This window comes from Pantoea dispersa (assembly GCF_035783935.1).
GTDB classification, from domain to species: Bacteria; Pseudomonadota; Gammaproteobacteria; order Enterobacterales; family Enterobacteriaceae; genus Pantoea; species Pantoea dispersa_C.
Map to the genome: position 1 here is coordinate 146,023 of NZ_JALKOV010000009.1, position 26,539 is coordinate 172,561.

Sequence of the window (26,539 nt, forward strand, 5' to 3'; positions counted from 1 at the left end):
ATAGTTGCAGATAGTATATCAAAGGCTTGATGCTGAATTGATTCAGGTCAGACAAGTTTTCGCTAATTTTTTACAAAGTTGTTAGCGTTACGTCATTTTTATTACGTAACGCTATGATTTTTAACTGCTAAAACTGGAAAAAACCCTGCTGATTTTGCGGCACAACAGAACAGGGGTCCTGATGAATGATCACATCCGAGCCGGGAAATTTTTGCCGTAACGCCTGCTCAATCTGATCAGCCACCTGGTGCGCCTGCACCAGCGGGAGATGATCGTCCATCTCCAGGTGAAGCTGGATGAACCGCGTCGGGCCGGACTGGCGCGTACGTAACGCATGCGCTCCGCGCACGCCGGGCCAGTGGCTTACCAGCGCGATAATCGCCTGTTTTTCCTGCTCCGGCAACGCGCGATCGAGCAGCGACTGTACCGCTTCATACCCCATGCGCAGCGCGTTGTAGAGGATATACACGCCGATGCCGAGCGCAAACAGCGCATCCGCACGCTTAAAACCATAACTGCTTAAGCCCAGCGCCACCAGGATCGCGCCGTTCATCACCACATCGGACTGATAATGCAGCATATCTGCACGGATCGCCTGGCTGCGGGTGCGTCGTACCACCCAGCGCTGAAAAGCGACCAGCACCAGCGTCGAGCAGAGCGCAATCAGCGTCACCACCACACCAACCAGCGGTGCACGCAGCGTTTCCGGCGAGGCGAGGTGCTGCAGGCCGGTAAGAAACAAAAACAGCGCCGATCCGGAGATAAACATGCTTTGCGCCAGTGCTGCCAGTGATTCCGCTTTACCGTGACCAAAGGTGTGATCGTCATCGGCAGGCTGCAGCGAATAACGCACCACCAGCAGATTGGTCAGTGACGCGGCGATATCGACCAGCGAATCCACCAGCGCCGCCAGCACGCTGACCGAACCGGTGTACCACCAGGCGAAAATTTTCACGATCAGCAACAGCGTTGCCAGCGTGGTCGCCGCCAGCGCCGCGCGGTTTACCAGTTTTGCATAAGACGGATCCATGCCTTGCCTCGTCAGGCGCTGCAGCACGCCATGCGGTGGAAAATGGCTCAAGTTTATCACTCTCTGGTGCCGACTGCGTGACAGGATGGCGAAACGGAAGCCCTTTGCCGGCAAATTCAGGGCAAAAAAAAACCCGCCATCATGGCGGGGAAGACAGGGATGGCGTCCATTTATTTAATCTATTCTCTTGAAATAAAATGATTTATTTCATGGCACATCCATCTATTGACCACATTATAAAAAGCCCCGCTTATCTGGCGGGGTTTACTTTAACTAGTTAGCCATACTTTCTGGCGAAATCTTCGTCAGAAGAGCACAGGTACAGAATGAATTCGACAAAGGCAATAAATGCTGGAATAAACGTCCAGCAGAAAATGAGATAAAGTAGCCCCTGCCCAACCCGACCTAAATAAAATTTATGAACCCCAAACCCTCCAAGGAAAAATGCCAGCAGCGCTGCTGCAATACGGCTCTTATTTCCCTGTGCCTGAGTTGGTTGAGTTGCACCGCAGTGTGGGCAAGCCTTTGCGGACTCGTGAATTTCCTTACCGCAACCACGGCAAAAAACCATTCCAGACATAATCACTCCATAATTAATTTGTTTTAAGTCATTCGAACATCGGCAGGCCTACGCCAAACCTTTACTCACAAAAACGCCCCTTGTAAGGGGCTGGGTTTACTTCAAAGAGTCAAACTCAACTGGTTTTCACCGTAGTTAGACCGAGGAAAAGCACCCGCCGGAATCCCATGAGCCCTCGCGGAAGGCGTCAAATTGTTCAGGTAATTTTCTACAGTCTCCAGAGTAGTGAATGACTGCCCGCACAGCATGTTCGAGCACTGGTGATAGCTGCGACGAGTTTCTCTGCTGAGCATCAGGCAAGTACGGGTTCTTGCGGCGGCGTTACACTTTGGGCAGGTGAACATAAGACCTCACCGCTTCTGATGTAACTCGCCGAGCAGTTTAAGAGATGTCTGATTTATAATCTATTCATCATCACTATTTTCTTCCGCATCCCAGTCCATGATGCTCACTTCCAGTTCCAGCACGGTGATGAATCCATTTCAATTAATTGTGTTATTCACCCGCCTGATCACCCAGTCCGCAGCATCAATGGTTGGCTTGAAGCCTGACACGTTAGCATGCAGCTCAGGAAATAAATCAGCCCTGCCGCGTGCCAGGGTAATTGGTGGAAAGTTCATAGCGTCACGCTGAAGAACGGGAAAATTGAGCGGATGCACCTGCGTAAACCATCTCGCAGATTGGTGATATGCCGGCAAACGCCTTTAGCAATAAGAAATCTGCTCCAGCTGCGAACGCCCAGACTTGCAGCGGGAATATCACTAGCCACGATTAACCGTGATGTTTATCGCCTTTCTGGCATGTTCTCGACGTTGATTAAGCTCGGTGAGTATCGCCAGCCAAATCCGGTAAAGGAGCTGCCGCCCTTAAAACAGACGGAACGTGATTCAATGCGGGTACGTATGGGACGCATCCACTTTTTCGCTACCAGGAACGGTAAAAGCAGGGTGATCCCGATTTCGTCAGAGCTGGAGAAGCTGATCAGCTCTCGCAAAAGCGGGAAGTTATTCAAAGTCGCTTATGAGAGCTTCAAAGAAAAGCTGCGAACCGCAGTACCAGCGTTGCCGCGCGGGCAGGCGACATACGTTCTCAGGCACACCTTCGCGAGTCATTTTATGACGAACGGCGGAAACATCATCACCCTGCGTGACATTCTCGGGCATGCGAAAATTGAGCAGACAATGATTTACGCCCACTTCGCGCCAGAGTTCCTCCTACACGCTGTAACGCTCAATCCATTAAGGAGAGGGCTGGAAGCTGTCGGGATAGAAAAAAAGCAGCGAGGGTGGCGGAGAGCCAGCCATAACTGATGGATGAGGCTAGCCAGGAAAGCGTGTCCACCTTGTGTCCACTGCTGACCACAATGTGACCCTTTTCCAGTTGCTTATAACTGGTTTCTGTAGGTTGATAAATCAAAATAACTAACTGGTTTAGCTTAATTTTATTAAGTTATTGATAAAAAAAACCCCGCCATCATGGCGGGGAAGACAGGGATGGTGTCTATGGCAAGGAAAACAGGGATACTATGTTACTGGTTACTGCTGGTACTACTCACTGCTTGCAGCGGTGATGAGGGCTGCAATCCGGAGAGCCGACGCGCTTCGTTCAGGCGCCGCTCAAAATTCTTCTGCAATATCGCTTGCTGCGCAGGCGTTAGCAGGTGATACATCTGATTACGAACCCGGGCCATCTCGATTTGCAGTTCTACCTGCTCGCGGGCCTGTTTCTCTGCCTGCTGGCGGATAGCCGATTCGTTAAATTTGTCTGCAATGACAAGGTCATGCATAGTTTCTATGTCCTGAACGCTTAACACCGGGCGTTCATGGCGCGCTTGCTGCATCAGATCGCGCATCTGTTGCCGCTGTTGTTCAGTCAGCTCAATACCATCGAACATGTAGCTTTGCGGATTTTGCGTCATACTGCCTGTCGTCAATCCGCCGTTATGATGCATCTCGTCAATCGTCGTCGTGTCTGCTGCTTCTGCGCTGGCGTGACTGAGAACCATCGCTGAGGCAAAGACGACGGCGGTTAAGTAGCGCATCGTTTACTCCCGGTTCGTTCCGTTTTGCGATTCAACGAGAGCTAGTGTACGGCGACAGCTGCAAACATCCGTCAGGGGGTGTAAAACTACGTAAAGCGTTGGATTGCCACTATAGGAACACGGTATTTTGCCTGCGGAGGGCAACAAAAAATGAATAAAATCCTGTTGGTTGATGACGACCGCGAATTAACTTCGCTGCTTAAAGAACTGCTTGAAATGGAAGGTTTTGAGGTGATTGTCGCCAGCGATGGCGAGCAGGCGCTCAATCTGCTGGACAACACCGTCGACCTGCTTTTGCTCGATGTCATGATGCCGAAGAAGAACGGTATCGACACGTTAAAAGAGCTGCGCCAGCAACATCAAACGCCCGTCATTATGCTGACCGCACGCGGCAGCGAACTGGACCGTGTCCTCGGCCTTGAGCTGGGTGCGGATGACTATCTGCCGAAGCCGTTTAACGATCGCGAACTGGTGGCGCGTATCCGTGCAATTCTGCGCCGTTCCAACTGGAGCGAACAGCAGCAACAGCACGATAACAGCTCACCGACGCTGGAAGTGGATTGCCTGCGCCTGAATCCGGGCCGTCAGGAAGCCAGCTTCGACAGCGAAACGCTGGATCTGACCGGTACCGAGTTTACCCTGCTCTATTTGCTGGCACAGCATCTTGGCCAGGTGGTATCGCGCGAACATCTCAGCCAGGAAGTACTGGGCAAGCGCCTGACGCCGTTTGACCGCGCCATTGATATGCACATCTCTAACCTGCGTCGTAAGCTGCCGGAACGTCGTGATGGTCACCCGTGGTTTAAAACGCTGCGCGGACGCGGCTATCTGATGGTTTCGGCATCATGATTGGAAGTTTGACCACCCGCATCTTCGCCATCTTCTGGCTCACCCTGGCGCTGGTGTTGATGCTGGTACTGATGGTGCCCAAACTCGATTCGCGCCAGATGACTTCGCTGATGGAGAGCGAACAGCGCCAGGGCACCATGATTGAGCAGCACGTAGAGGCGGAGCTGTCACAGGATCCGCCTAACGACCTGATGTGGTGGCGCCGTCTGTTCCGCGCCATTGATAAATGGGCGCCGCCCGGTCAGCGCCTGCTGCTGGTCACCAGCGAAGGCCGGGTAATCGGCGCACAGCACAACGAAATGCAGGTGATCCGCAACTTTATCGGCCAGTCCGATAATGCCGATCACCCGCAGAAGAAAAAATATGGCCGCGTTGAGATGGTCGGCCCCTTTGCGGTTCGCGACGGCGAAGACAACTACCAGCTCTATCTGATTCGTCCCGCCACCAGTTCCCAGCTCGATTTCGTCAACCTGCTGTTTGACCGTCCTCTGCTACTGCTGATCGTCACCATGTTGATCAGCTCGCCGCTGCTGCTGTGGCTGGCGTGGAGCCTGGCGCGTCCGGCACGCAAACTAAAACATGCGGCGGATGAAGTGGCGAGCGGAAATTTGCGTCAGCACCCGGAACTGGAATCGGGCCCGCAGGAATTTCTCGCTGCCGGCTCCAGTTTCAACCAGATGGTGAGCGCGCTCGAACGCATGATGACGGCGCAGCAGCGTCTGCTGTCAGATATCAGCCATGAATTACGCACGCCGCTGACGCGCCTGCAGCTGGCCACTGCGCTACTGCGCCGGCGTCATGGCGAAGGCAAAGAGCTGGAGCGCATTGAGACCGAAGCACAGCGACTCGACGGCATGATCAACGACTTGCTGGTGCTGTCGCGCACTCAGCACAAAAACGCGCTGGTGAGCGAAGCGATGAAGGCCAACCAGCTGTGGAACGGCGTGCTGGAAGATGCCAAATTCGAAGCGGAGCAGATGGGTAAAACCATGGACGTGCCGTATCCGCCCGGTCCGTGGCCGCTGTACGGTAACCCACACGCGCTGGAAAGTGCGCTGGAGAACATTGTGCGCAACGCACTGCGCTACTCGCACACGCACATCAGCGTTAGCTTTGCCGTGGATATTCAGGGCATCACCGTGCACGTCGACGACGACGGTCCCGGCGTCAGCCCGGAAGACCGCGAGCAGATTTTCCGTCCGTTCTACCGCACCGACGAAGCGCGCGACCGTGAATCCGGCGGCACCGGGCTCGGGCTGGCGATTGTCGAAACCGCCGTGCAACAGCACCGCGGCTGGGTGAAAGCCGATGACAGCCCGTTAGGCGGTCTGCGCCTGACGCTGTGGCTGCCGCTGTACTCCGCCCGGCAATAATTTGCTATGCTGCGGCCCTCGTTTCCGGGGGCCTTATGCTAAACATCGTTTTATTTGAACCAGAAATCCCGCCAAATACAGGCAACATTATCCGCCTGTGCGCCAATACCGGCTTTCAGCTGCACCTGATTGAGCCGTTAGGCTTCGCCTGGGATGACAAACGCCTGCGCCGCGCCGGACTGGATTACCATGAATATACCTCGCTGAAAAAACACGCCAGCTACGCCGACTTTCTGGCGTCGGAAGCGCCGCAACGGTTGTTCGCGCTGACCACCAAAGGCATGCCCGCGCACAGCGCCGTCAGCTATCAGCCGGGCGACTACCTGATATTTGGTCCGGAGAGCCGTGGCCTGCCGCCAGAAATTCTCAATGCGTTGCCGGCAGAGCAGAAGATCCGCATTCCGATGCGCGCAGAGAGCCGCAGCATGAACCTGTCGAATGCAGTGTCAGTCGTGGTGTATGAGGCGTGGCGCCAGCTGGATTATGCTGGCGCGCTGATTAAAGGCTAGATACCGTCGCCGTACTCAAAACCGGCGCCGGTGAAGTGCTGATCCATATCCATTGACGGCTTGTCGCTGGCTGGCTTGCCGACAATGCGCGCCGGCACGCCGGCCGCCGTGGTGTGCGGCGGCACCGGTTGCAGCACCACCGAACCGGCGCCGATTTTCGCACCGCGTCCGACTTCAATATTGCCGAGAATTTTGGCCCCCGCGCCTATCATCACCCCTTCACGAATTTTCGGATGGCGATCGCCGCTGGTTTTGCCGGTACCGCCCAGCGTTACCGACTGCAGAATAGAGACGTCATTTTCCACGATCGCCGTTTCGCCAATCACGATACCGGTCGCGTGGTCCAGCATGATGCCGCGCCCGATGCGTGCCGCCGGATGGATATCCACGGCAAAGGAAACGGAGATTTCGTTTTGCAGATACACCGCCAGCGCGCGCCGTCCCTCTTTCCACAGCCAGTGGCCAATGCGATAAGCCTGCAGCGCGTGGAAGCCTTTCAGATAGAGCAGCGGCGTTGAATATTTATCGACGGCCGGATCGCGCTGGCGCACCGCCTGAATATCGTACGCGGCCGAGACAATCATCTCGCGATCCTGACGATAAGCTTCTTCTACAATTTCGCGCACGGCAATGGCGGGCATGATCGGGTTGGCGAGCTTGTTTGCCAGCATGTAGCTGAGCGCACTACCGAGATTTTCGTGTTTGAGCAAGGTCGCATGGTAAAAACTGGCCAGCATCGGTTCACAATCGGCCAGCGCTCTGGCTTCGGCTTTGATATGGTTCCAGACCAGTTCTAACTCTTCAGACGACATTGCTGTGTGCTCCCGATAAAAAAGCGCCCGATGAGGCGCTACAGGTGATAATGCTTAAGCGTCCTGCTTTAGCTTTGGCTGTTTTCGTCCTTCCTTGTACGACCAAGCAGGCTCAATGCTGCCTCTCGCGCCGATTTTTCGCAATATAATACCTGATAAATTTGCTCGGTTATTGGCATTTCCACGCCGACGCGCGCCGCTAACGCTTTGACTTCTTTCGTGTTTCGGTAGCCTTCTACAACTTGTCCGATAATGCGTTGCGCCTCATCAACGCTCTCACCCTGCCCCAGCATCATGCCGAAACGGCGGTTGCGCGACTGATTATCGGTACAGGTCAGCACCAGGTCGCCAAGGCCTGCCATCCCCATAAAGGTAGTAGGATCGGCACCCAGCGCAGCACCGAGACGGCTCATTTCTGCCAGACCGCGGGTGATCAGCGCCGTACGCGCGTTGGCACCAAAGCCAATGCCGTCGGAGATACCGGCCCCAATGGCAATGACGTTTTTCACCGCCCCGCCCAGCTGCACGCCGATAAAGTCCGGATTGTTGTAAACGCGGAAGCTTTTGCCGCAGTGCAGCTTTTGCTGCAGGTCGTCGGCAAACTGCGCGTCGGTGGCGGCCAGCGCGATGGCCGTCGGCAAACCGGCCGCCAGCTCTTTCGCAAAGGTCGGGCCGGAAATCACCGCCAGCGGGATAGTGTCGCCGAGAATCTCGCGCGCGACATCCTGCAGCAGCCGCCCGGTCTCTTTCTCCAGCCCTTTAGTGGCCCAGACAATGCGCGAATCCGCGCGCAGCAGCGGTTTCAGCTGCATCAGCACATCGCCAAATACATGGCTCGGCACCACCACCAGCAGATCGCGGCTGGCGCTGACGACTTGCGCTAAATCGGCTTCAGGAACGAGATTATCAGGGAAAGGAACATCGGGCAGGAAAGCGGTATTGCATCGGTCAGCCTGTAGCTGCGCCACGCTTTGTGGATTGTGGCCCCACAGCAGAACCGGATGGCCATTACGGGCCAGCGTAATGGCCAGAGCGGTGCCGTACGATCCGGCACCGATGACGCTAATCGAAGCGTTGAGTGTAGTCATCAGGCATCCTGACGTGGCGCTTCGCCTTCACCCTGCTGCTGCAGATAGTTCATGAACAGCGCATCAAAGTTGACCGGTGCCAGGTTAAGCTGCGGGAAAGTACCGCGCGATACCAGGCTGGTGACGCACTCGCGCGCATACGGGAACAGAATGTTCGGGCAGTATGCACCGAGGCAATGCGCCATCTGCGTGCCTTCGATACCGCTGATGGTGAAGATACCGGCCTGCTGCACTTCGCACAGGAACGCGGTGTCTTCGCCCACGGTAGCGGTGACAGTAACGCGCAGCACGACTTCATACACTTCATCCGCCAGCTGAGAAGAAGCGGTGTCCAGATCCAGCTTCACTTCCGGTTCCCACTCTTTCTGGAAAACCTGTGGCGCGTTTGGCGCTTCAAACGAAACGTCTTTAGTGTAAACGCGTTGAATCTGGAACTGCATTTCGTTGCTGCTATGATCTGACATGTTACTGAATCCTTTAAGTGAAAATTGTCGGTCGAAAATGTTATGCGCGGAGCAAGGGATCGAGTCCCTGACGCCCGTCCAGCGCGTAGAGATCGTCACAGCCGCCAATGTGCTGCGCGTCAATAAAGATCTGTGGCACCGTGGTGCGACCGCTGCGTTTAATCATCTCTTCGCGCTTCACCGCGTCCCCATCAATGGGAATCTCCTGGTATGACACGCCTTTTTGATCCAGCAACGCCTTCGCCCGGTGGCAGTAAGGACAGGTCACTTTGGTGTAAATCTCAACATTAGCCATGCGGTGATACCTCAGGAAGTTATTTACCGCGAACCAGCGGCAGGTTTTCGCCACTCCAGCCGCTCACACCATCTTTCAGCACGGACACTTTGTCAAAACCGGCGGCGCTGAGTTTGGCCGCCGGTTCCGCGGCGCTCTGGCCGGTGGCGCATACCACAATTATGGGCTGCGACTTGTGCTTTTCCAGCTCGCCGAAGCTGCCTTTTTTGATATCGGCTGCGGCGATGTTAATTGCCCCTGAAATGTGTCCCTTGCGATAGTCGTCGCGTGAACGAACGTCTACCACCACCGCGTCCTCTTTGTTGATCAGGTGGGTTGCTTCACCACGGCTGATGGTTTTTACCTTAGAGAACATTCCTTTAACGGTGGTTACAATCACCAGAATAAGTAAAGCGACCCATGCCAGACTAAGGATGGGGTGATTGCTTGCAAACTGCATAATTTCTTGCATGAGGGGTAACGACTCCAGACCGGGGCTAATAAGCTAAAACAAGGGTTCTGAGTATACCTGCGCCACTTCGCATGTACAGTCGCGAAGCGGGCAGAGTTACGATTTGTGCGTCATTTTCCAAAAAAAGTGTTCTAATCGCAAAATTGAGACAATCTTTATCCCGCTAAGCTGTGGCCGACATCTTTCGTAAAGCAAAACCCGGCCGGGATAACTGGTAAGCGGCTGTTCATCGTGGAATAATTATCGACTATGAAGGGAAAAGCGACCGTTACACACACAAGGACCCGTGACAACGACCCGGCATCTCCGTTGTCATTTCGCTGGTCCGATATCTCCCTCAGCCTGCTTTGTGCGGGTGCGTTGCTGTTGCCCGTCGTCGCGCATAGCGCTGATGACAGCAAGACGCAGCTAAAGTCCATTCAGCAGGACATCGCCGAAAAAGAAAAAAGCGTTAAAGCACAGAAGCTGCAGCGCAGTAAACTGCTCGATCAGCTGCAGAGTCAGGAAAAAGTGATTGCCCAGGCCAGCCGCCAGCTGCGTGAAACCCGCAACAGCCTGAGCGCGCTAAACGGTGAAATCGCCCAAACTACCGCCTCCATTACCCGGCTGGAAAAGCAGCAGGCGCAGCAGGAAAAATTGCTGGCGCAGCAGCTGGATGCCGCGTTTCGTCAGGGCCAGCATAACGGCGTACAGCTGCTGCTTGGCGGTGAAGAAGCGCAGCGCAGCGAACGTATTCTGGCCTATTTTGGCTACCTCAATGCCGCCCGGCAAAAAAACATCGACGAGCTCAAGCAGACTCAGCAGGAGCTGGCGCAGCAGCGTCAGGCGCTGCAGGGCAAGCAGGAGCAGCAAAAGTCGCTGTTAGCTCAGCAGCAGACGCAACAGAACAAGCTGGAAACCGCCAGCGCCGCGCGTAAGAAAACGCTGTCTGCGCTGGAGAGTGCGCTGGAGAAAGATCAGGCCGATCTGGTCGAAATGCGCCAGAACGAAAGCCGCCTGCAGGACAAAATCGCCAAAGCTGAACGTGAGGCGCGCGAACGGGCGCAACGCGAAGCGCGCGAGGCGGAAAAAGTGCGCCAGCGGCAGGCCCAGGCAAAAGCCAAAGGCTCCAGCTATTCACCCACACAGAGCGAGCGCGAGCTAATGGCGCGCACCGGTGGTCTCGGCCGGCCCGGCGGGCAGGCCATCTGGCCGGTGCGCGGTCGCATTGAACATCGTTTTGGTGAAGCAATGCAGGGCGAACTGCGCTGGAAAGGTCTGGTGATTGATGCACCGGAAGGCACTGAAGTGAAAGCCATTGCCGATGGTCGCGTACTGATGGCCGACTGGCTGCAAGGCTATGGCCTGGTTGTGGTGGTCGAACACGGTAAAGGCGATATGAGCCTTTACGGCTATAACCAGAGTGCGCTGGTGAGCGTCGGTGCGCAGGTGAAGGCAGGACAGCCTATCGCCCTCGTGGGCACCAGCGGCGGCCGCGGCACGCCCTCGCTCTACTTTGAAATCCGTCGTCAGGGACAGGCCGTCAATCCACTGCCGTGGTTAGGAAGATAAGTGTTATTTCAGCCTCACAAGCTTAGTGCCGCCCTGTGCGGACTGTTTTTCACCTTTGCCGCCCATGCGGGAAAACTGGCTATCGTCATTGACGACTTCGGCTACCGCCCGGTTGAAGAGAATAAAGTGCTGCAAATGCCCGCCGCGATTTCTGTAGCGGTGCTGCCGAATGCGCCCCACGCACGTGATATGGCGACCAAAGCGCATCAGGGCGGTCATGAGGTGCTGATTCACCTGCCGATGGCGCCGCTGAGCAAACAGCCGCTGGAGAAGGACACGCTGACGCCGGAGATGAGCAGCGAAGAGATCGCGCGCATCATGCGTGACGCCAGCAACAAAGTGCCGTATGCGGTTGGCCTGAACAACCATATGGGCAGCAAAATGACCTCCAGCCTGCCCGGCATGCAGAAAGTGATGCAGGTGCTCAATCACTACAATTATTACTTCCTCGACAGCATGACCATTGGCAACAGCCAGTCGGTTCCGGCCGCGCAGGGCACGCAGGTTAAGGTGCTGAAGCGGCGCGTATTCCTCGACGACAGCCAGAACGAAGCGGCAATTCGCACCCAGTTCACCCGCGCGGTGAAGCTGGCGCAGCGTGATGGCTACGCCATCGCCATTGGCCATCCGCATCCCACCACGGTACGGGTGTTGCAGCAGATGCTGCCGACGCTGCCGGGCGATATCACCCTGGTTCGCCCCAGCCAGCTGCTTAATGAGCCGCTGCGCCACGGCACCACGCCGCCGGCCAGCACGCCGGTGCAACCGCGTACCCCGACGTTCCGCGCGCCTGGCGTGTGTAAACCGGGCCAGCCGCTACCTGCCGTACCGCAGAGTCGCGCAGTGGAGGTGGTGACAGAGAGTATTACCGGCAGTCCACTCGTGCAGTTGCTTAAACAGCTATTCTGATTATCGGGCGCAGCGGGCTGCGCCCTATTTAACGCCACACCTTTTCCGCGCAAGGATATCGGAACAGATGACGTCAACCAGAAAGAAAATTCTGCTGCTGGATACCGGGCGCGAATGGGGCGGCGGCACTAACAGCATGCTGGAATTGCTTAAGCGCATCGATCGCCAGCGTTTCGCTATCACCTGCTGCTTTTATCAGAATTATGCGCGCGGCAATCAGGAAACCATTGCCTCGGTATTAGACGCGATCGGCATTCCGGTGATGTTTATTGCCCAGCGCCGCCAGCCGCTTTGGGCAAAAATCAGTAAAGAGTTGCTGCGCACCCTGCTGTTTTTTAACCGCGCGGTGAAAAAAAACGCCATCGACCGCATCGATCGCCAGTGGCGCATGCAGCCAAATGCCCGCCAGATAGCGGCTATTTTACGCGACGGCAGTTATGATGCGCTGTACATGAATAATCAGCCCAGCACCAACGTTGAGGGCTATCTCGCCGCTGAACAGACTCCCGTGGCGTTAATTCAGCACTGCCGCATTGACCCGTTACTCAATAGCGCGCTGGTCAGCATGATTAATCGGCACTGTGATGCGGTGATTGCCGTGTCACAGGGTGTACACCGCACCCTGAGCGAAAGCGGTGTTGATGCGCAGCGCTGCTTTACCGTATCCAATGCTATCGATATTCATCAGCCGCTGCCGGTGCGCGAGGCGGTGCGTCAGCGCTTTGCTTATGCCGCGGACACCTTTATTTTCGGCTCCATCGGTTCCCTGATTGCGCGTAAATCCAACCATCATATTTTGCAGGCATTAGGTGAATTCAGCCGCGCGCATCCTGCCGCTAAATGGAAGATGGTGATCGTCGGTGCCGGCCCGGAGCAACAGTCTCTGCAGCAGCTGGCGCAAAAAGAGGGGATTGCCGCGCAGGTTATTTTCACCGGCTTTCAAAATAACGCGCTGGATTATCTGGCGGCATTCGATACGTTTATTCTCGCCTCAGCCAGTGAAGGACTGCCGCGCGTGGTACTGGAAGCGATGCTGGTGAATACGGCGGTGATAGGTTCGAATGTTGTGGGAACGTCGGAATTAATTCAACACGGCAAGACCGGTTTACTGTTTGACTATGGCAACACGCAACAGCTTAGCCAGCATCTTAGCGCGCTGTGGCAGGATACTGCGCTGCGCCAGCGTTTAATCGCCGCCGCTGCGACGCGGGTGCGTGAGCGCTATAGCATTGAACATTACGTATCGGGCGTGGAAAACATTCTGGAAAACGTCATGGAGAGAAAGAAGCATGTTTGATTTTTTAAATAAACACCGTCGCTATATTCTCTCGCGCCACAACATTCCCGCCACGCAGGCGGATGCGCAGGGCTCGATTGCCGTCAGCTCCGTGGTCATTCCCTGTACCGGCGCCGATTATATTGAAGAAGCAGTGCTGAGCGCTTATTTTGCCAGCCGCTGCGCTGAGACCATCAGCGAAATTGTCATCGTCAGCGATCAGCCTTCCAGCGCTTTTCCGCCACTGCCGGAAAGAGTGCGCGTGGTGACGCTGGAGGTGCCGTTTCGTGAAGAAAACTACCGCTATAAACAGATTTACCGCAGCCGCCTGATTAAACTTCAGGCGCCGTTGCAGGCAACCGGCGAAGGTATATTGATGATCGACTCCGATCTCAATTTATTAAAAACGCCGGATATCGCGATGCGTGAGCATCATCTGTACAGCAGTTTCCGTCAGGGCAAGATGATTGCCAAACTGGCCGGCGCGCCGAAAGACCATATTCCGGCCTATTATCATCACGCCGTGCGCCCTTATTTGCAGGATCACGTGAATGGCGCCTATCTGGCAGCCTCCCGTCGCACGTGGCAGCGTATTTGCCCGCTGTGGCTGACGTTATTTAATGATACCTGGGAATTGATGAACGACGACCAGCCGCCAACCGATCAGCTACCGCTCGCTGCCCTGCTCGACCTGCTGGATGTCCGCACGGTCAATCTGGGTGAATGGGCTAACTGGCCGGTGTCGAAACGCATTGGCGGTCAGTCGGCCGTGATTCCACCGCAGGTGATTGGCGCGCATGGCGGCTTCCCCTTAAGCGAATGGCAAAAATATTTGCAGGATCCGCACCAGCCGCTGAGCTTCAAAGGCCAGGACTACACGCGTAAAGTGCGTTACCTGACCGATGCGGAAAAACAGCAATCCTGAACGTTACCGGCCCGCAGGCCGGTGTGCCGTTTAATCCCAGCTCAGCACCACTTTGCCTGAACGTCCGGAGCGCATCTCGTCGAAGCCCTGTTGGAAGTCGTCGATGTGATAGCGATGGGTGATGATCGGCGTCAGGTCGAGGCCGGACTGAATCAGCGCAGCCATTTTGTACCAGGTTTCAAACATCTCACGGCCGTAAATCCCCTTGATAAATAGCCCTTTGAAAATGACCTGATTCCAGTCTATCGACATCTCTCCCGGCGGAATGCCCAGCAGCGCAATGCGTCCGCCGTGATTCATGGTCTCCAGCATGGTACGAAACGCTGGCGGCGCGCCGGACATCTCCAGTCCGACGTCAAAGCCTTCGGTCATGCCCAGTTCCGTCATCACCTCGCGCAGATTTTGCTGCGCCACGTTGACCGCACGCGTCACGCCCATTTCACGCGCCAGCCCGAGGCGATACTCATTGATGTCAGTGATCACCACATTTCGCGCGCCGACGTGCTTACACACCGCTGCCGCCATAATGCCAATCGGTCCGGCACCGGAGATCAGCACATCTTCTCCCACCAAATCAAACGAGAGCGCGGTGTGCACCGCGTTACCGAACGGATCGAAAATCGCCGCCAGCTCGTCGGAAATGTTGTCGGGGATTTTGAACGCGTTAAACGCCGGGATCACCAGATACTCGGCGAAGCAGCCCTGCCGGTTGACGCCGACACCCACCGTGTTGCGGCATAAATGGGTGCGCCCGGCGCGACAGTTGCGGCAGTGGCCGCAGGTGATGTGACCTTCGCCCGATACGCGATCGCCAATGGCGAAACCCTTCACTTCCTGACCGATGGCAACCACTTCGCCCACGTATTCGTGACCGGTGATCATCGGCACCGGAATGGTTTTGCGCGACCAGTCATCCCAGTTGTAAATGTGCACATCGGTGCCGCAAATGGCAGTTTTGCGGATTTTAATCAGCAGATCGTTATGACCGGGCTCCGGCACCGGTGCGTCGTGCACCATCCAGATCCCCTCTTCCGCTTTCAGTTTAGCCAGTGCTTTCATCCGTTGGCTCCTGCAGTGATAACCCCTAACTGTTGCCCGATGCGCGTGAAGGCCGCCACCGCGTGCTCCAGCTGCGCCTGCGTATGGCCGGCAGAAATCTGCGTGCGAATGCGCGCCTGGCCCTGCGGCACCACCGGATAGAAGAAGCCGGTGACGTAGATGCCCTCCTGCTGGAGCAGGCTGGCGAACTGCTGTGCCACTTTGGCATCGCCCAGCATCACCGGAATGATGGCGTGATCGGCACCGGCCAGCGTAAAGCCCGCGGCGGTCATTTTTTCCCGGAAGAAGCGGGCGTTCTCCCACAGCCGCTGCCGCAGGCCATCGCCTTCGTTCAGCAGATCCAGCACGCGCAGCGACGCGGCCACAATCGCCGGTGCCAGCGAGTTGGAGAACAGATAAGGGCGCGAGCGCTGACGCAGCCATTCAACCACCTCGCGTTTCGCCGCCACATAGCCGCCGGACGCGCCGCCCAGCGCTTTACCCAGCGTGCCGGTCAGGATATCCACGCGATCCATCACGCCGCAGTATTCATGCGTGCCGCGCCCGCTCGCGCCGACAAAGCCCACCGCATGTGAGTCATCCACCATCACCAGCGCATTAAACTCATCGGCCAGGTCGCAAATGCCCTGCAGGTTAGCGATCACGCCATCCATGGAGAACACGCCGTCGGTGGCAATCAGCAGGTGCCGCGCGCCCTTGTCGCGGGCTTCCTGCAGGCGCGCGCGCAGCTCAGCCATATCATTGTTGGCGTAACGATAGCGCTGGGCTTTGCACAGACGGATGCCGTCAATGATCGACGCATGATTGAGCGCATCGGAGATAATCGCGTCTTCCGCGCCCAGCAGGGTCTCAAACAGCCCGCCGTTGGCGTCGAAGCAGGAGGAGAACAGAATGGCCTCTTCCATGCCGAGGAACTCCGCCAGGCGGCGCTCCAGCAGCTGATGGCTGTCCTGCGTGCCGCAGATAAAACGCACTGATGCCATGCCGAAGCCATGCGTGTCCATGCCGTCTTTGGCGGCCTGAATCAGTGCCGGATGGTTCGCAAGGCCGAGATAGTTATTGGCGCAGAAGTTGATCACCGGCGGGCTGTTGGCGACGTTGATTTCCGCCTGCTGCGCCGAGGTGAGCGTGCGCTCCTGTTTGAACAATCCGTCCTGCCGCGTTGTCTCAAGCTGTTGACGGAGTTGTGAATAGAACTGATCGGACATGATTCTGCTCCTCAGATAGCAAAATTTTGGCACATATTACTGATCGAAAAGCAAATGGACGACAATTCAGCCAGGGAAATCTCCGTTTTGCAGCATAGTTCACGCAGCGCGCAGGATTTGTGCAGCGCGATCGGCGTCATCTGGCTGTCCGCATCGGGCTGAAATGTTATGATGTTAGGTATTCGTGCGTGAAACCTCCTGTTTCACCCCAACTGTTTAAAGGCAAAGCATATGATTATCGTAACCGGCGGCGCGGGCATGATTGGCAGCAACATTGTGAAAGCGCTCAACGATCGCGGTCACACCGACATCCTGGTGGTGGATAATCTGAAAGATGGCACCAAGTTCGTGAACCTGGCGGATCTGGACATCGCGGATTACATGGATAAAGAGGAGTTCCTCACCTACATCATGTCAGGTGAAGATCTGGGCCCGATCGAAGCGGTATTCCACGAAGGTGCCTGTTCGGCCACCACCGAGTGGGACGGTAAGTACATGATGGACAACAACTATCAGTACTCAAAAGATCTGCTGCACTTCTGCCTCGAACGTGAGATTCCGTTCCTGTATGCCTCCTCGGCCGCCACCTACGGCGGGCGTAACGAAAACTTCATTGAAGAGCGCCAGTACGAGCAGCCGCTCAACGTGTACGGCTACTCAAAAATGCTGTTCGACCACTATGTCCGCCAGATTCTGCCGGAAGCGGATTCGCCGGTGTGCGGCTTCCGCTATTTCAACGTGTACGGGCCGCGTGAAGGCCATAAAGGCAGCATGGCGAGCGTCGCGTTCCACCTCAATACGCAGATCAGCAACGGTGAAAATCCTAAGCTGTTCGAGGGCAGCGACAGCTTCCGTCGTGACTTCATCCACGTCGATGATGTGGTGGCGGTCAATCTGTGGTGCTGGGAAAACGGCGTATCCGGCATCTATAACTGTGGTACCGGCCGCGCCGAATCTTTCCAGGAAGTGGCGGATGCGGTGCTGAAGTTCCACCAGCAAGGCCAGATCGAATACATCCCGTTCCCGGACAAACTGAAAGGACGCTACCAGGCCTTTACGCAGGCGGATCTCAGCAAACTGCGCGCCGCCGGTTATGACAAGCCGTTCAAAACCGTTGCGCAGGGCGTGGGCGAATACATGGCCTGGCTGAACCGAAACGCATAAGGAAACCGGCACCGGCCATGAAAATTCTGGTTATTGGCCCCTCCTGGGTCGGCGATATGATGATGTCGCAAAGTCTCTATCGCACGCTGAAACAGGCGCATCCCGAGGCGGTAATTGATGTGATGGCGCCGGCCTGGTGCCGGCCGCTGCTGTCACGCATGCCGGAAGTGAATCAGGCGCTGGCGATGCCGCTTGGCCACGGCGCGCTGGCGCTGGGCGAGCGTCGTCGGCTGGGCAAAGCGCTGCGGGCCAGCGGTTACGATCGCGCCTATGTGCTGCCAAACTCGTTTAAATCGGCGCTGGTGCCGTTTTTTGCCGGCATCAAACACCGTATCGGCTGGCGCGGCGAAATGCGCTATGGCGTGCTGAATGACGTGCGGGTGCTGGACAAAGCCGCGTTTCCCTTAATGGTGGAACGCTATGTGGCGCTGGGCTATGACCAGCCGGTTGCGGCGGCAGCACAGTTGCCGCAGCCGCTGATGTGGCCGCAGCTGCGCGTCGACGACGATGAAAAGCGCATGACGTCAGCGCAGTTTGCGCTGTCGGCCGATCGCCCGGCCATCGGCTTCTGCCCCGGTGCCGAGTTTGGTCCCGCGAAGCGCTGGCCGCACTATCACTACGCCGCGCTGGCGGACCAGCTGATCGCTGAAGGCTATCAGGTGCTGCTGTTCGGCTCGGCTAAAGATCGGGAAACCGGCGAGGCGATTCTGCAGGCGCTACCGGACACGGCACGCGCACACTGCCGCAATCTGGCGGGTGAAACGCAGCTGGAGCAGGCGGTGATTCTGCTTGCCCACTGTGCTGCGGTCGTCAGCAATGATTCCGGACTGATGCACATTGCCGCCGCGCTCAACCGGCCGCTGGTGGCGCTGTATGGTCCGAGCAGCCCGGACTTCACGCCGCCGCTGTCCCCTCAGGCGCGCATCATTCGCCTCATTACCGGCTACCACAAAGTGCGCAAAGGCGATGCCGCTGAGGGCTACCATCAGAGCCTGATTGATATTCAACCGGCACGCGTGCATCAGGAACTCAACGAGTTGCTGCACCCGGTGCAGGAGTAACCATGCACGTTTTGATTGTTAAAACCTCGTCGATGGGCGATGTGCTGCACACCTTGCCGGCGCTGACCGACGCGATGCAGGCGATTCCCGGCATTCGCTTCGACTGGGTGGTGGAAGAGAATTTTGCGCAAATCCCCGGCTGGCATCCGGCCGTTGACAACGTCCTGCCGGTGGCGATTCGTCGCTGGCGCAAACACTGGTTTGGCAGCCAGCAGCGTGAAGAGCGCGTGCGCTTTAAGCGCGAGCTGCAATCTCGCCAGTACGATGTGGTGATTGATGCCCAGGGGCTGATTAAAAGCGCGGCGCTGGTGACACGTCTGGCCAGAGGCATCAAACATGGCCAGGACAGCCGCAGCGCACGTGAACCGTTCGCCAGCTGGTGGTATGACAAACGTCATGAGATCGACAAGCAGCAGCACGCCGTCGAACGCACGCGCGAACTGTTCGCTAAAAGCCTGGGCTATGAAAAACCGGCCACGCAGGGCGACTACGCCATCGCCGGCCATTTCCTCGCGGCGCAAGCGCAGGATGCTCAACCGTATCTGGTGTTTCTGCATGCCACAACGCGTGACAACAAACACTGGCCGGAAGATCACTGGCGCCAGCTTATCGCGCAGGTTCAGCCCACTGGCCTGCGTGTCAGGCTGCCGTGGGGTGCCGAACATGAACATCAGCGCGCCCAGCGACTGGCAGAAGGGTTTGATCACGTTGAAGTGTTGCCGAAGCTGACGCTGGAGCAGGTGGCGCAGCAGCTGGCGGGCGCCCGGGCGGTGGTCTCGGTGGATACCGGTCTGAGCCATCTGACCGCCGCGCTGGATCGCCCCAACATCACGCTGTTCGGCCCGACCGATCCGGGGCTGATTGGCGGCTATGGGAAAAATCAGCATGCGCTGCGGCCCGCTCAGGGCAGCAGCATGGCGGACATTCATCCCGACGATGTGATGACGATGCTGGCTGAGATTGCGCTGTAACGCTTTTGCGGCGTTAGCGCTGCTGGTGCTTCAGCTGCGCAAATTCAGTGAGCGTCATGCCCTGCGTCCGGGTCGCCAGCCAGCTGAATAAACCTTCCAGATCGTCATAAAGACGTTCAATATCAGCCTCCGTTTTAAACGTGGGGCTGCCGTCTGGCATGAATTCGGATGAATGCAGCATAAACTCGACGTAGTCATTACCCTGACCGAGCGTCTGTTCTGCCACCTGCTTCATCTGGGCCAGATTGCCGCCCACCGGCCGCAGCCAGTTCACTGACGGTCCACGCTGCCTGCCGCGGATGCCATTCCACACTTTTTTGAGCTGATTGGTGAACGTGCCATAGCGATACTGAATGCTCATCGGCAGTTCCAGCAGCGGACCGTTGCCCGGTTTGGAAATATCGTGTTCATCCATGAAATAAGCGCGATCGGGGAAATGGCTGTAATCCGTTCCGCCGTGTCCCTGCGGAGCGCCCTGCGCATTACGCCAGTTCACGCGCGGCGTGACCGAGCAGTCAACCAGATATCCCTGATCAATTAAGGCGCGGGCATACACTTCATTAAACGCCCAGCGGCCAGCGCGATGGCTGGTCATTTTACGCTGAAAGGCGTTCTCCAGCAGATCGGTCATGAAGGCGACTTTATCGCGCAGGACGTTTTCCGGATATTCAATCAGGTAAGGCTGGTAACGCCACTCATCGTCGGTCAGCGCATATTCGGGTGGACTGTACCAGGCGTGCAGATGCATACCGATTTCGCCCTGACCGCGTGCCAGCAGGTCGCGCCCGAACTCGACATAAGCCGGATCGCTCACCATCTCATAGTTGGTCAGCCAGGTGGGTTTAAAACCATACTTTTCGCACAGCGCCTGAAAGCGCGGCAAAAACCGGACGTTATGCGTGGTGACCTTGCCGCTGCGATTGCGCCACAGGTTATCCCCTTCGGTGTCGAGGGTAATTAAAAACGCAGGCTTTTCCATAACTTATCCGGTAAATTGCAGTGTTATAAACGCTATGGTACGCAACGCCCCTGGCGGGCGCAAACTTTTCCCGTTCGGGTTCAAAGGGAAGTCGATAGCGGTATAAGGTTAGTTAAACTAAAATAATTTAAACTCATCACTGGCCTGAATTTTAGCAATTAACCGAACGCACGTTCGTGTAAAATTACCCGGCCATAAAAAATAATTAATTGAATTTTCTTATATTAAGTCCTGATAGCACCGGGAATGATAGCAGCTATGTCTTTACAGCAGACTGGCATGTAGGGGTAAAAATTTTGTCGAAACGTATTTTAATGGTGATTGACGGCCTGCCGGGCGGCGGGGCTGAAAAAGTCGTATTGACTCTGGCGGAGGGCTTCCTTCGTCAGGGGCACCAGGTTTCGATCTTCTCATTGCGGAAGGTATGTGATTACCCTATTCCGGCCGGCGTGGATTACCAGGTCATCCTCGATCGCTGCACCCGGCCGTGGCGCAAGCTGACAGAAACATCGCGCCGCGCTCGCCTGCTGGATAATGCGGTGCGCCAGAATGAAGCGCAGCACGGCAAATTCGACCTGATTCTCTCTCATCTGCATAAAACTGACCGTATCGTCCGGCAGACCCATGCTCTGGACAAGAGCAGAACCTGGTTCTGCCTGCACGGCGTGTTTTCCGCCTCGTATCTGGCACGTAAAACCGGCTTCTCGTTGTGGCTGAAGCGACTCAAAATCCGGCACGTTTATCAGAACCACCAGATCGTGGGGGTGTCACAGTACGTTATTGACGATATGGTGCAAAACATTGGCGTACAGCCGGGCCAGGCAAAAGTGATTGCCAATCCTTTCGATTTTGAGTGCCTTGCCCGGCTGGCGGCCGAACCCTGCCCGTTAGCCGGCACCGATTTTCTGGTCCACGTCGGGCGCTTCCACGAAACCAAACGCCATGACCGCCTGCTGGAGGCCTATGCCCTGAGTGGCATTACCGCACCGCTGGTTTTACTGGGTCAGGGAAGCGAAAAAATAACGCAAAGATTGCGTGAGCAGGCGCAAAATTTAGGGATTGCGGAGCGCGTGCGCTTTGAGGGTTTTCAGCGCAACCCTTATCCCTGGATACGGCATGCACGCCTGCTAGTGGTCAGTTCCGACAGTGAAGGTTTTGGTAATGTGCTGGTCGAAGCCCTGAGCTGCGGCACCGCCGTGGTCAGCACCCGCTGTCCGGGCGGCCCGACGTCGATCCTCACCGGCGAGCTGTCACGCGGTCTGGCTGAGATGAATGCAACATCTCTGGCCGAAAAGATGCGAGAAATTTATACAACTCCCCCCAGGTTGCAACATCTGGACTTAAGCATTTATAGTTTGAGCGTTGTTTGTCAGCAATATTTGCAGCTAATCCAGGTGGCGGAAACGTCATTTTCAACCACGCAGCACGTTTCGAGTTAACCGGTCCCCCATGACGGTGTGACCGAATCATGGGGATGACGACTTGAGCTACGTACTACTGTTTATTCTTTTCTCCCCGGTCAAATGGGTGATGAAGTTTGTCCATGGCCGGACCGGAAAAAACCTGGTAATACAGACTGCTAAAATCGGCGACTATATTAATATCACGCCGTTATTATCCCACCTCGGAAAGAGTGACGCCCTGCTGAGCTATAGCGTGGCGCCACTGGCTGAACGTGACGCCACGCTGGAGCACATCTGGTATATTGAAGATCATCGCTCGGGCCTGATGAAAAAAATAAAACTGGTGTGGCAACTGCTCAACCGCTACGACAATATTTATTTGCTGCATCCCACCAATCTCAATTTATTTATCGCCGCCTGCTGCAATGCCAGCAATAAACAATTTCTATCCAGCTATCGCCGAAAAGGCTATCAGGGCCTGTTTTATTTAACGGCCAGCGGCGTGGTATACCACGAGAAGAATACATTAACGCTGGAAAACTACCTGAAACTGGCCGATCGCTCTTTCACCAAAGAGAGTTATCCCAAACACGCCACGCTGCCACTGTGGCAACCGGCAACGCTGCCAGCAGAAATTACCCAGACGCAGGGGATCCGTATTGGTATTAGCGTAACGGCAGGAAATCAGGCCAAAACCATTCCGCCGTTAATCTGGCGACGGCTTTTCGACCACCTGAGCGATCTTCCCTGCACTTTTTTTGCTTTCGGCGCACCGAATGAACAATCACGCGTTCAGGAGTTGTTTAAAGTTGCCGGTCAGCGAAACAATCTGGTGAGTCTGGTCGGTAAAATTCCGCTCGAGGCGCTGCCTGCCGCCATTAGTGAGATGGATTTCTATATCGCCTCGGATTCCGGCAATGTGTATATTGCCGATGCACAACAGGTACCGGTGATTTTAATTTACGGTCCCTGCTGCGTAGAGGAGCAAAGGCCGCTGGGTGACGTGCTGTTGATTGGCCCGAACCACATCGCACCCTCCTCGTTTGTGTTCGCTGCGCAGTATAAATTTGCCCATCCGGTTGAACAGCTGTTCGAACTGGATGAACGCAAGCTAAATGATATCCATGACTTTATCCGCACCCGGCAGCAGCAGCGCCTGGCGCGACGGAACAACGAAGAACATGACAGCGCAGCCCGATAGCTCCTCCCCGCTACTCAGCCTTATTATCCCGATGTTTAATGCCGGTGACGATCTTACCGGCTGTATTACTGCGCTGCTGGCACAGACCCTGACGTCGCTGGAGATCATCATTGTGGATGACGGATCCACCGACGGTTCCGGCGAGCGCGCTGATGCGCTGGCGCAGCAACATCCCCACATTCAGGTGATTCATCAGCCAAACGGTGGCGTGTCGCGCGCGCGCAATGCCGGACTGGCGGTGGCGCGCGGGAAATACGTCAGCTTCCCCGACGCCGACGACACCATGGACCCGGCGATGTACCAGACGCTGGTCGACATGGCGGAGCGCGATGAGCTGGACGCCGCGCAGTGCAACGCCGAGTGGTTTTTTAAAGCCAGCCAGACAATTAAGCCGATGATTCCGCTGGATCGCCTCACCAGCACCGGGGTATTAAGCGGCCCGGAGTGGCTCAACATGGCGCTGAAAACCCGGCGCTACCTGCATGTGGTGTGGCTGGGCATCTACCGTCGCGAACTGATCGCGCAGCTCAATTTGCAGTTTGAACCCGGCCTGCACCATCAGGACATTCCGTGGACCACCGAATTCATGCTGAACGTGAAGCGCGTGCGCTATACCGATCAGGTGCTGTATCGCTATTACATGCATGATGCGTCGATCAGCAACCGCAAGCGTACCGGCCAGCACAACGTTGACTATCAGCGCCACTACCTGAAAATCGCGCGCATGCTGGAAGAGATTAATACGCGCTATCGTCACAAGGTGAAGATTTACCCGAGCTTCCACGCGCAGATCACCCGCGAAGCGCTGAGCGTGTGCCACGCTATCCGGCGCGAACCGGATGCTGAGGCGCGCCAGGCAATGATCGCCGATCTGTTTAGCAGCCAGACGCACAAACGCATGCTGCGCAATGCGCGTGGCGCGCGTCAGTGGTATCAGCTGCTGCTGTGGCTAAGCCGCATTTATCGCTGGCGCAATAAATAAGCGCCCACCGCGGCTTTAACCCCTACAGGGTTTGCCCTACAATCAGCTCACTGAATTTTGAGATGATTTGAGTATGGCAAGCCCGATTCCAGCCCACTTTGCACCGCAAAATATATTGCTGATTAAGCTGCGTCATCATGGCGATATGCTGCTGACCACGCCCGCCATCAATGCGTTGCGCCAGCGCTATCCGCAGGCCAACATTGATGTGCTGCTGTATAAAGAGACGCGCCCGATGCTGGAAGCGCATCCGGCGATCCGTCAGCTGCATATCATCGATCGCAACTGGAAAAAGGAAGGCGGCTGGCAGAAGTTTCGCCATGAGGTGGCGCTGGTACGCGCGGTGCGCGACTACCATTACGATGTGGTGATCAATCTGGCCGATCAGTGGCGCAGCGCCATTATTACCGGCCTGTCCGGCGCGCCGGTGCGCATTGGCTTTGCGTACCGCAAGCGCGACAACGCCTTCTGGCGCTGGTGCCATAACCAGCTGGTTTCCACCGACCGTCACCATCAGCTGCATACCGTAGAACAAAACATGACGGCGCTACAGCCGCTCGGCATCCCCACCGCCGGGGCAACCGCCTCCATGCATTTCAGCGCCGCCGACCAGCAAAAAGTGCAGGATGTCCTTGCTCAGCAGCAAGTCAGCGGCCCGTTTGTGGTGGTGCAGCCCACCTCGCGCTGGGTGTTTAAATGCTGGGATGATGAAAAAGTGGCGCAGCTGATTGATGCGCTGGCCGCCGATGGCCGCCGCGTGGTCCTGACCGCCGCGCCCGATCAGAAAGAGCTGGCGATGATCGCCCATATCCAGTCGCTGTGCCGCACGCCGAATGTAGTATCGCTGGCGGGCCAGCTGTCACTGCCACAGCTGGCGGCGCTGATCGACGCTGCACAGCTGTTTATTGGCGTGGATTCCGCACCGATGCACATGGCCGCCGCGCTGCAAACGCCGTGCCTCGCACTGTTTGGCCCGACCAAGCTGCAGCACTGGCGCCCGTGGGGCGACAATAACCGCGTTATCTGGGCGGGCGACTATGCGCCGCTGCCGTCACCGGATTCGATCAATACCAATACCGAGCAGCGCTATCTGTCTGCCATCCCGGTTGAGGATGTGCTTGCCGCCGCCAGGAGCCTTTTGCATGACTAAGTTACGGCTGGCGATTGTCCGGCAGAAATACCGGCCGGACGGCGGTGCCGAGCGCTTTATCTCACGCGCGCTGGAAGCGCTGGACGGCGAGCAGCTCGACCTCAACATCATTACCCGCAGCTGGCAGGGCACGCCCAATCCGGCCTGGCACCTGCACATCTGCAATCCGGCAAAGTTCGGCCGTATCTCGCGTGAACGCGGCTTTGCTCGTGCGGCGCGCGCCTGCTGGGAGCGGGAACAGTTTGATATTGTGCAGAGCCACGAGCGCATTGCCGGCTGCGATATTTTCCGCGCCGGCGACGGTGTGCACCGCGTATGGCTGGAGCAGCGCGCACGCATTGTTTCGCCGTGGCAGCGACTGAGCGCCAGTCTGAGTCCGTACCATCGTTATGTGCTGCAGGCGGAAGCGGAGATGTTCAATGCGCCCTCGCTCAAAGCGGTGATTTGTAATTCGCACATGGTGAAGCAGGACATTTTGCGTCACTTCACGCTGGATGCCGATAACATTCACGTCATCCATAACGCCATTGATAGCCAGCGTTTTCAGCCCGCCAGCGAAGGGCTGCGCCACGCCGCGCGTCAGCGACTCAATCTGCCGCAGGATGCCACGGTGATGATCTACGTCGGCTCCGGCTTCGAACGCAAAGGGCTAAAGGCTGCCATCGAAGCGGTCGCTAATAGCGATCGCTACCTCGTTGTCGTCGGTCAGGACAAACATCTGGCGCGCTATCAGCAGCTGGCCAACCAGCTTAACTGCCTCGATCGCCTGCGCTTCGCGGGCGTGCAGCAGGACGTTCAGCCGTTTTACCATGCCGCCGATGCGCTGCTGCTGCCAACGCTGTACGATCCGTTTCCCAATGTGGTGCTGGAAGCGATGGCCTGCGGGCTGGCAATCATCACCAGTACCGGCTGTGGCGGTGCGGAATTTATCACCAACGGTGAAGAGGGTTTTGTCTGCGATGCGTTGGATATCAAGGCGTTAAACGAAGCGGTAATGGCGACGCCCGCGCTTTCGCACAATTCAGCGCTGGGCGCAGCCGCGCGTCGCAAAATCGAACCTTATGGTCCGCAAAGACTGGCGCAGTCGCTGACTTCGCTGTATCAGCGCGTCCTGCAAAGCCGTTGACGAAGTGGTATGAGCAGGCGGTCAGTTTCTGTTAACATGCCGCCTTTCCTGTGTTTTTTGACGCGAACTGGTCGTAACCTTA

At 56.6% G+C, this 26,539-nt stretch carries 28 protein-coding genes; 16 read left to right on the top strand and 12 right to left on the bottom strand.

Features of this window, described 5'->3' with window-relative positions:
* Nucleotides 1–127: 127 nt before the first annotated feature.
* The 3 genes from fieF to MXF20_RS17550 all read right to left on the bottom strand — a co-directional run bounded on the left by fieF (nt 128) and on the right by MXF20_RS17550 (nt 1,954).
* The gene (fieF, locus tag MXF20_RS17540; RefSeq protein WP_325970536.1) at nt 128–1,030 is read right to left on the bottom strand and encodes a CDF family cation-efflux transporter FieF; all 903 of its coding nucleotides are present in this window, start codon (nt 1,028–1,030) and stop codon (nt 128–130) included.
* A gap of 277 nt (nt 1,031–1,307) precedes the next feature.
* The gene (locus MXF20_RS17545; protein ID WP_325970537.1) at nt 1,308–1,610 is read right to left on the bottom strand and encodes an NINE protein; all 303 of its coding nucleotides are present in this window, start codon (nt 1,608–1,610) and stop codon (nt 1,308–1,310) included.
* Between the two features lie 101 nt (nt 1,611–1,711).
* On the bottom strand, nt 1,712–1,954 hold the full coding sequence (locus MXF20_RS17550) for an ogr/Delta-like zinc finger family protein (RefSeq protein ID WP_325970538.1): 243 nt from the start codon (nt 1,952–1,954) through the stop codon (nt 1,712–1,714).
* A 309-nt stretch (nt 1,955–2,263) separates the two neighbouring features.
* On the opposite strand from MXF20_RS17550, the gene MXF20_RS17555 reads away from it, so the two are divergent.
* On the top strand, nt 2,264–2,920 hold the full coding sequence (locus MXF20_RS17555) for a tyrosine-type recombinase/integrase (RefSeq protein ID WP_325970539.1): 657 nt from the start codon (nt 2,264–2,266) through the stop codon (nt 2,918–2,920).
* Nucleotides 2,921–3,138: 218 nt separating this feature from the next.
* On the opposite strand, the gene cpxP is transcribed toward MXF20_RS17555, so the two are convergent.
* The gene (gene cpxP / locus MXF20_RS17560; protein WP_325970540.1) at nt 3,139–3,651 is read right to left on the bottom strand and encodes a cell-envelope stress modulator CpxP; all 513 of its coding nucleotides are present in this window, start codon (nt 3,649–3,651) and stop codon (nt 3,139–3,141) included.
* Between the two features lie 150 nt (nt 3,652–3,801).
* Between cpxP and cpxR the strand changes: the two genes are divergently transcribed.
* Genes cpxR through trmL form a run of 3 tightly spaced genes read left to right on the top strand, consistent with a single transcriptional unit; the run spans nt 3,802 to nt 6,382 of the window.
* A complete protein-coding gene (gene cpxR / locus MXF20_RS17565) occupies nt 3,802–4,500 on the top strand; it encodes an envelope stress response regulator transcription factor CpxR (protein ID WP_007885339.1) in 699 nt (232 codons plus the stop codon).
* On the top strand, nt 4,497–5,873 hold the full coding sequence (gene cpxA, locus MXF20_RS17570; protein WP_031279625.1) for an envelope stress sensor histidine kinase CpxA: 1,377 nt from the start codon (nt 4,497–4,499) through the stop codon (nt 5,871–5,873). Before cpxR ends, cpxA begins: the two co-directional genes overlap by 4 nt.
* Nucleotides 5,874–5,908: 35 nt before the next feature.
* A complete protein-coding gene (gene trmL, locus MXF20_RS17575) occupies nt 5,909–6,382 on the top strand; it encodes a tRNA (uridine(34)/cytosine(34)/5-carboxymethylaminomethyluridine(34)-2'-O)-methyltransferase TrmL (RefSeq protein ID WP_325970542.1) in 474 nt (157 codons plus the stop codon).
* On the opposite strand, the gene cysE is transcribed toward trmL, so the two are convergent.
* The 5 genes from cysE to MXF20_RS17600 form a co-directional block, all read right to left on the bottom strand.
* Complete coding sequence (cysE, locus tag MXF20_RS17580) at nt 6,379–7,194, bottom strand: serine O-acetyltransferase (RefSeq protein WP_125309598.1); 816 nt, start codon at nt 7,192–7,194, stop codon at nt 6,379–6,381. The genes trmL and cysE overlap by 4 nt on opposite strands.
* A 68-nt stretch (nt 7,195–7,262) precedes the next feature.
* A complete protein-coding gene (gene gpsA, locus MXF20_RS17585) occupies nt 7,263–8,282 on the bottom strand; it encodes an NAD(P)H-dependent glycerol-3-phosphate dehydrogenase (protein WP_125309600.1) in 1,020 nt (339 codons plus the stop codon).
* Nucleotides 8,282–8,746 carry a protein-export chaperone SecB gene (gene secB, locus MXF20_RS17590; RefSeq protein ID WP_125309602.1) on the bottom strand — a complete coding sequence of 155 codons (465 nt, stop codon included), beginning with the start codon at nt 8,744–8,746 and terminating at the stop codon, nt 8,282–8,284. The genes gpsA and secB overlap by 1 nt, the downstream gene beginning before the upstream one ends.
* Before the next feature lie 40 nt (nt 8,747–8,786).
* Nucleotides 8,787–9,041, bottom strand: coding sequence for a glutaredoxin 3 (gene grxC, locus MXF20_RS17595; protein WP_010616518.1), 255 nt, complete (start codon nt 9,039–9,041; stop codon nt 8,787–8,789).
* Nucleotides 9,042–9,060: 19 nt separating this feature from the next.
* A complete protein-coding gene (locus MXF20_RS17600; RefSeq protein WP_325970544.1) occupies nt 9,061–9,492 on the bottom strand; it encodes a rhodanese-like domain-containing protein in 432 nt (143 codons plus the stop codon).
* Between the two features lie 249 nt (nt 9,493–9,741).
* Between MXF20_RS17600 and envC the strand changes: the two genes are divergently transcribed.
* The 4 genes from envC (at nt 9,742) to MXF20_RS17620 (ending at nt 14,153) form a co-directional block, all read left to right on the top strand.
* Entirely contained in the window at nt 9,742–11,043 is a 1,302-nt protein-coding gene (gene envC / locus MXF20_RS17605) for a murein hydrolase activator EnvC (protein ID WP_325970546.1), read from the top strand.
* The gene (locus tag MXF20_RS17610) at nt 11,044–11,952 is read left to right on the top strand and encodes a divergent polysaccharide deacetylase family protein (protein WP_325970548.1); all 909 of its coding nucleotides are present in this window, start codon (nt 11,044–11,046) and stop codon (nt 11,950–11,952) included.
* 67 nt (nt 11,953–12,019) lie between these two features.
* Nucleotides 12,020–13,249 (top strand): glycosyltransferase, encoded by a 1,230-nt coding sequence (locus MXF20_RS17615; RefSeq protein WP_325970549.1) that lies wholly within the window; start codon nt 12,020–12,022, stop codon nt 13,247–13,249.
* A complete protein-coding gene (locus tag MXF20_RS17620) occupies nt 13,242–14,153 on the top strand; it encodes a hypothetical protein (protein ID WP_325970550.1) in 912 nt (303 codons plus the stop codon). Before MXF20_RS17615 ends, MXF20_RS17620 begins: the two co-directional genes overlap by 8 nt.
* A 30-nt stretch (nt 14,154–14,183) precedes the next feature.
* Here MXF20_RS17620 and tdh read toward each other — a convergent pair whose 3' ends face one another.
* Entirely contained in the window at nt 14,184–15,212 is a 1,029-nt protein-coding gene (gene tdh, locus MXF20_RS17625; RefSeq protein WP_325970551.1) for an L-threonine 3-dehydrogenase, read from the bottom strand.
* Nucleotides 15,209–16,420, bottom strand: a complete 1,212-nt coding sequence (locus MXF20_RS17630; RefSeq protein WP_325970552.1) for a glycine C-acetyltransferase — start codon at nt 16,418–16,420, stop codon at nt 15,209–15,211. Before MXF20_RS17630 ends, tdh begins: the two co-directional genes overlap by 4 nt.
* Nucleotides 16,421–16,651: 231 nt before the next feature.
* On the opposite strand from MXF20_RS17630, the gene rfaD reads away from it, so the two are divergent.
* From rfaD to rfaC, 3 genes are read left to right on the top strand one after another with little or no spacing between them, the layout of a single operon-like run.
* Entirely contained in the window at nt 16,652–17,584 is a 933-nt protein-coding gene (gene rfaD, locus MXF20_RS17635) for an ADP-glyceromanno-heptose 6-epimerase (protein WP_325970553.1), read from the top strand.
* Nucleotides 17,585–17,601: 17 nt separating this feature from the next.
* A complete protein-coding gene (gene rfaF, locus MXF20_RS17640; RefSeq protein WP_325970554.1) occupies nt 17,602–18,645 on the top strand; it encodes an ADP-heptose--LPS heptosyltransferase RfaF in 1,044 nt (347 codons plus the stop codon).
* A gap of 2 nt (nt 18,646–18,647) precedes the next feature.
* Nucleotides 18,648–19,616 carry a lipopolysaccharide heptosyltransferase RfaC gene (gene rfaC, locus MXF20_RS17645; protein WP_325970555.1) on the top strand — a complete coding sequence of 323 codons (969 nt, stop codon included), beginning with the start codon at nt 18,648–18,650 and terminating at the stop codon, nt 19,614–19,616.
* A 13-nt stretch (nt 19,617–19,629) separates the two neighbouring features.
* On the opposite strand, the gene MXF20_RS17650 is transcribed toward rfaC, so the two are convergent.
* The gene (locus MXF20_RS17650) at nt 19,630–20,595 is read right to left on the bottom strand and encodes a deacetylase (RefSeq protein ID WP_325970556.1); all 966 of its coding nucleotides are present in this window, start codon (nt 20,593–20,595) and stop codon (nt 19,630–19,632) included.
* 314 nt (nt 20,596–20,909) lie between these two features.
* Here MXF20_RS17650 and MXF20_RS17655 point away from each other — a divergent pair, with 314 nt between their 5' ends.
* The 5 genes from MXF20_RS17655 to MXF20_RS17675 all read left to right on the top strand — a co-directional run bounded on the left by MXF20_RS17655 (nt 20,910) and on the right by MXF20_RS17675 (nt 26,457).
* Entirely contained in the window at nt 20,910–22,034 is a 1,125-nt protein-coding gene (locus MXF20_RS17655) for a glycosyltransferase (RefSeq protein WP_325970618.1), read from the top strand.
* 43 nt (nt 22,035–22,077) lie between these two features.
* Nucleotides 22,078–23,199 (top strand): glycosyltransferase family 9 protein, encoded by a 1,122-nt coding sequence (locus tag MXF20_RS17660; protein WP_325970557.1) that lies wholly within the window; start codon nt 22,078–22,080, stop codon nt 23,197–23,199.
* Entirely contained in the window at nt 23,180–24,181 is a 1,002-nt protein-coding gene (locus tag MXF20_RS17665; protein ID WP_325970558.1) for a glycosyltransferase, read from the top strand. The genes MXF20_RS17660 and MXF20_RS17665 overlap by 20 nt, the downstream gene beginning before the upstream one ends.
* A 73-nt stretch (nt 24,182–24,254) precedes the next feature.
* Nucleotides 24,255–25,331 carry a putative lipopolysaccharide heptosyltransferase III gene (gene rfaQ / locus MXF20_RS17670; protein WP_325970560.1) on the top strand — a complete coding sequence of 359 codons (1,077 nt, stop codon included), beginning with the start codon at nt 24,255–24,257 and terminating at the stop codon, nt 25,329–25,331.
* A complete protein-coding gene (locus MXF20_RS17675; RefSeq protein WP_325970561.1) occupies nt 25,324–26,457 on the top strand; it encodes a glycosyltransferase family 4 protein in 1,134 nt (377 codons plus the stop codon). The genes rfaQ and MXF20_RS17675 overlap by 8 nt, the downstream gene beginning before the upstream one ends.
* Nucleotides 26,458–26,539: the final 82 nt, after the last annotated feature.

What these genes read in the sequence shown, in the direction of transcription:
- fieF (WP_325970536.1), bottom strand. Translation starts at nt 1,030, where the DNA reads ATGGATCCGTCTTATGCAAAACTGGTAAACCGCGCGGCGCTGGCGGCG.
- MXF20_RS17545 (WP_325970537.1), bottom strand. Translation starts at nt 1,610, where the DNA reads ATGTCTGGAATGGTTTTTTGCCGTGGTTGCGGTAAGGAAATTCACGAG.
- MXF20_RS17550 (WP_325970538.1), bottom strand. Translation starts at nt 1,954, where the DNA reads ATGTTCACCTGCCCAAAGTGTAACGCCGCCGCAAGAACCCGTACTTGC.
- MXF20_RS17555 (WP_325970539.1), top strand. Translation starts at nt 2,264, where the DNA reads ATGCACCTGCGTAAACCATCTCGCAGATTGGTGATATGCCGGCAAACG.
- cpxP (WP_325970540.1), bottom strand. Translation starts at nt 3,651, where the DNA reads ATGCGCTACTTAACCGCCGTCGTCTTTGCCTCAGCGATGGTTCTCAGT.
- cpxR (WP_007885339.1), top strand. Translation starts at nt 3,802, where the DNA reads ATGAATAAAATCCTGTTGGTTGATGACGACCGCGAATTAACTTCGCTG.
- cpxA (WP_031279625.1), top strand. Translation starts at nt 4,497, where the DNA reads ATGATTGGAAGTTTGACCACCCGCATCTTCGCCATCTTCTGGCTCACC.
- trmL (WP_325970542.1), top strand. Translation starts at nt 5,909, where the DNA reads ATGCTAAACATCGTTTTATTTGAACCAGAAATCCCGCCAAATACAGGC.
- cysE (WP_125309598.1), bottom strand. Translation starts at nt 7,194, where the DNA reads ATGTCGTCTGAAGAGTTAGAACTGGTCTGGAACCATATCAAAGCCGAA.
- gpsA (WP_125309600.1), bottom strand. Translation starts at nt 8,282, where the DNA reads ATGACTACACTCAACGCTTCGATTAGCGTCATCGGTGCCGGATCGTAC.
- secB (WP_125309602.1), bottom strand. Translation starts at nt 8,746, where the DNA reads ATGTCAGATCATAGCAGCAACGAAATGCAGTTCCAGATTCAACGCGTT.
- grxC (WP_010616518.1), bottom strand. Translation starts at nt 9,041, where the DNA reads ATGGCTAATGTTGAGATTTACACCAAAGTGACCTGTCCTTACTGCCAC.
- MXF20_RS17600 (WP_325970544.1), bottom strand. Translation starts at nt 9,492, where the DNA reads ATGCAAGAAATTATGCAGTTTGCAAGCAATCACCCCATCCTTAGTCTG.
- envC (WP_325970546.1), top strand. Translation starts at nt 9,742, where the DNA reads ATGAAGGGAAAAGCGACCGTTACACACACAAGGACCCGTGACAACGAC.
- MXF20_RS17615 (WP_325970549.1), top strand. Translation starts at nt 12,020, where the DNA reads ATGACGTCAACCAGAAAGAAAATTCTGCTGCTGGATACCGGGCGCGAA.
- MXF20_RS17620 (WP_325970550.1), top strand. Translation starts at nt 13,242, where the DNA reads ATGTTTGATTTTTTAAATAAACACCGTCGCTATATTCTCTCGCGCCAC.
- tdh (WP_325970551.1), bottom strand. Translation starts at nt 15,212, where the DNA reads ATGAAAGCACTGGCTAAACTGAAAGCGGAAGAGGGGATCTGGATGGTG.
- MXF20_RS17630 (WP_325970552.1), bottom strand. Translation starts at nt 16,420, where the DNA reads ATGTCCGATCAGTTCTATTCACAACTCCGTCAACAGCTTGAGACAACG.
- rfaD (WP_325970553.1), top strand. Translation starts at nt 16,652, where the DNA reads ATGATTATCGTAACCGGCGGCGCGGGCATGATTGGCAGCAACATTGTG.
- rfaF (WP_325970554.1), top strand. Translation starts at nt 17,602, where the DNA reads ATGAAAATTCTGGTTATTGGCCCCTCCTGGGTCGGCGATATGATGATG.
- rfaC (WP_325970555.1), top strand. Translation starts at nt 18,648, where the DNA reads ATGCACGTTTTGATTGTTAAAACCTCGTCGATGGGCGATGTGCTGCAC.
- MXF20_RS17650 (WP_325970556.1), bottom strand. Translation starts at nt 20,595, where the DNA reads ATGGAAAAGCCTGCGTTTTTAATTACCCTCGACACCGAAGGGGATAAC.
- MXF20_RS17655 (WP_325970618.1), top strand. Translation starts at nt 20,910, where the DNA reads ATGGTGATTGACGGCCTGCCGGGCGGCGGGGCTGAAAAAGTCGTATTG.
- MXF20_RS17665 (WP_325970558.1), top strand. Translation starts at nt 23,180, where the DNA reads ATGACAGCGCAGCCCGATAGCTCCTCCCCGCTACTCAGCCTTATTATC.
- rfaQ (WP_325970560.1), top strand. Translation starts at nt 24,255, where the DNA reads ATGGCAAGCCCGATTCCAGCCCACTTTGCACCGCAAAATATATTGCTG.
- MXF20_RS17675 (WP_325970561.1), top strand. Translation starts at nt 25,324, where the DNA reads ATGACTAAGTTACGGCTGGCGATTGTCCGGCAGAAATACCGGCCGGAC.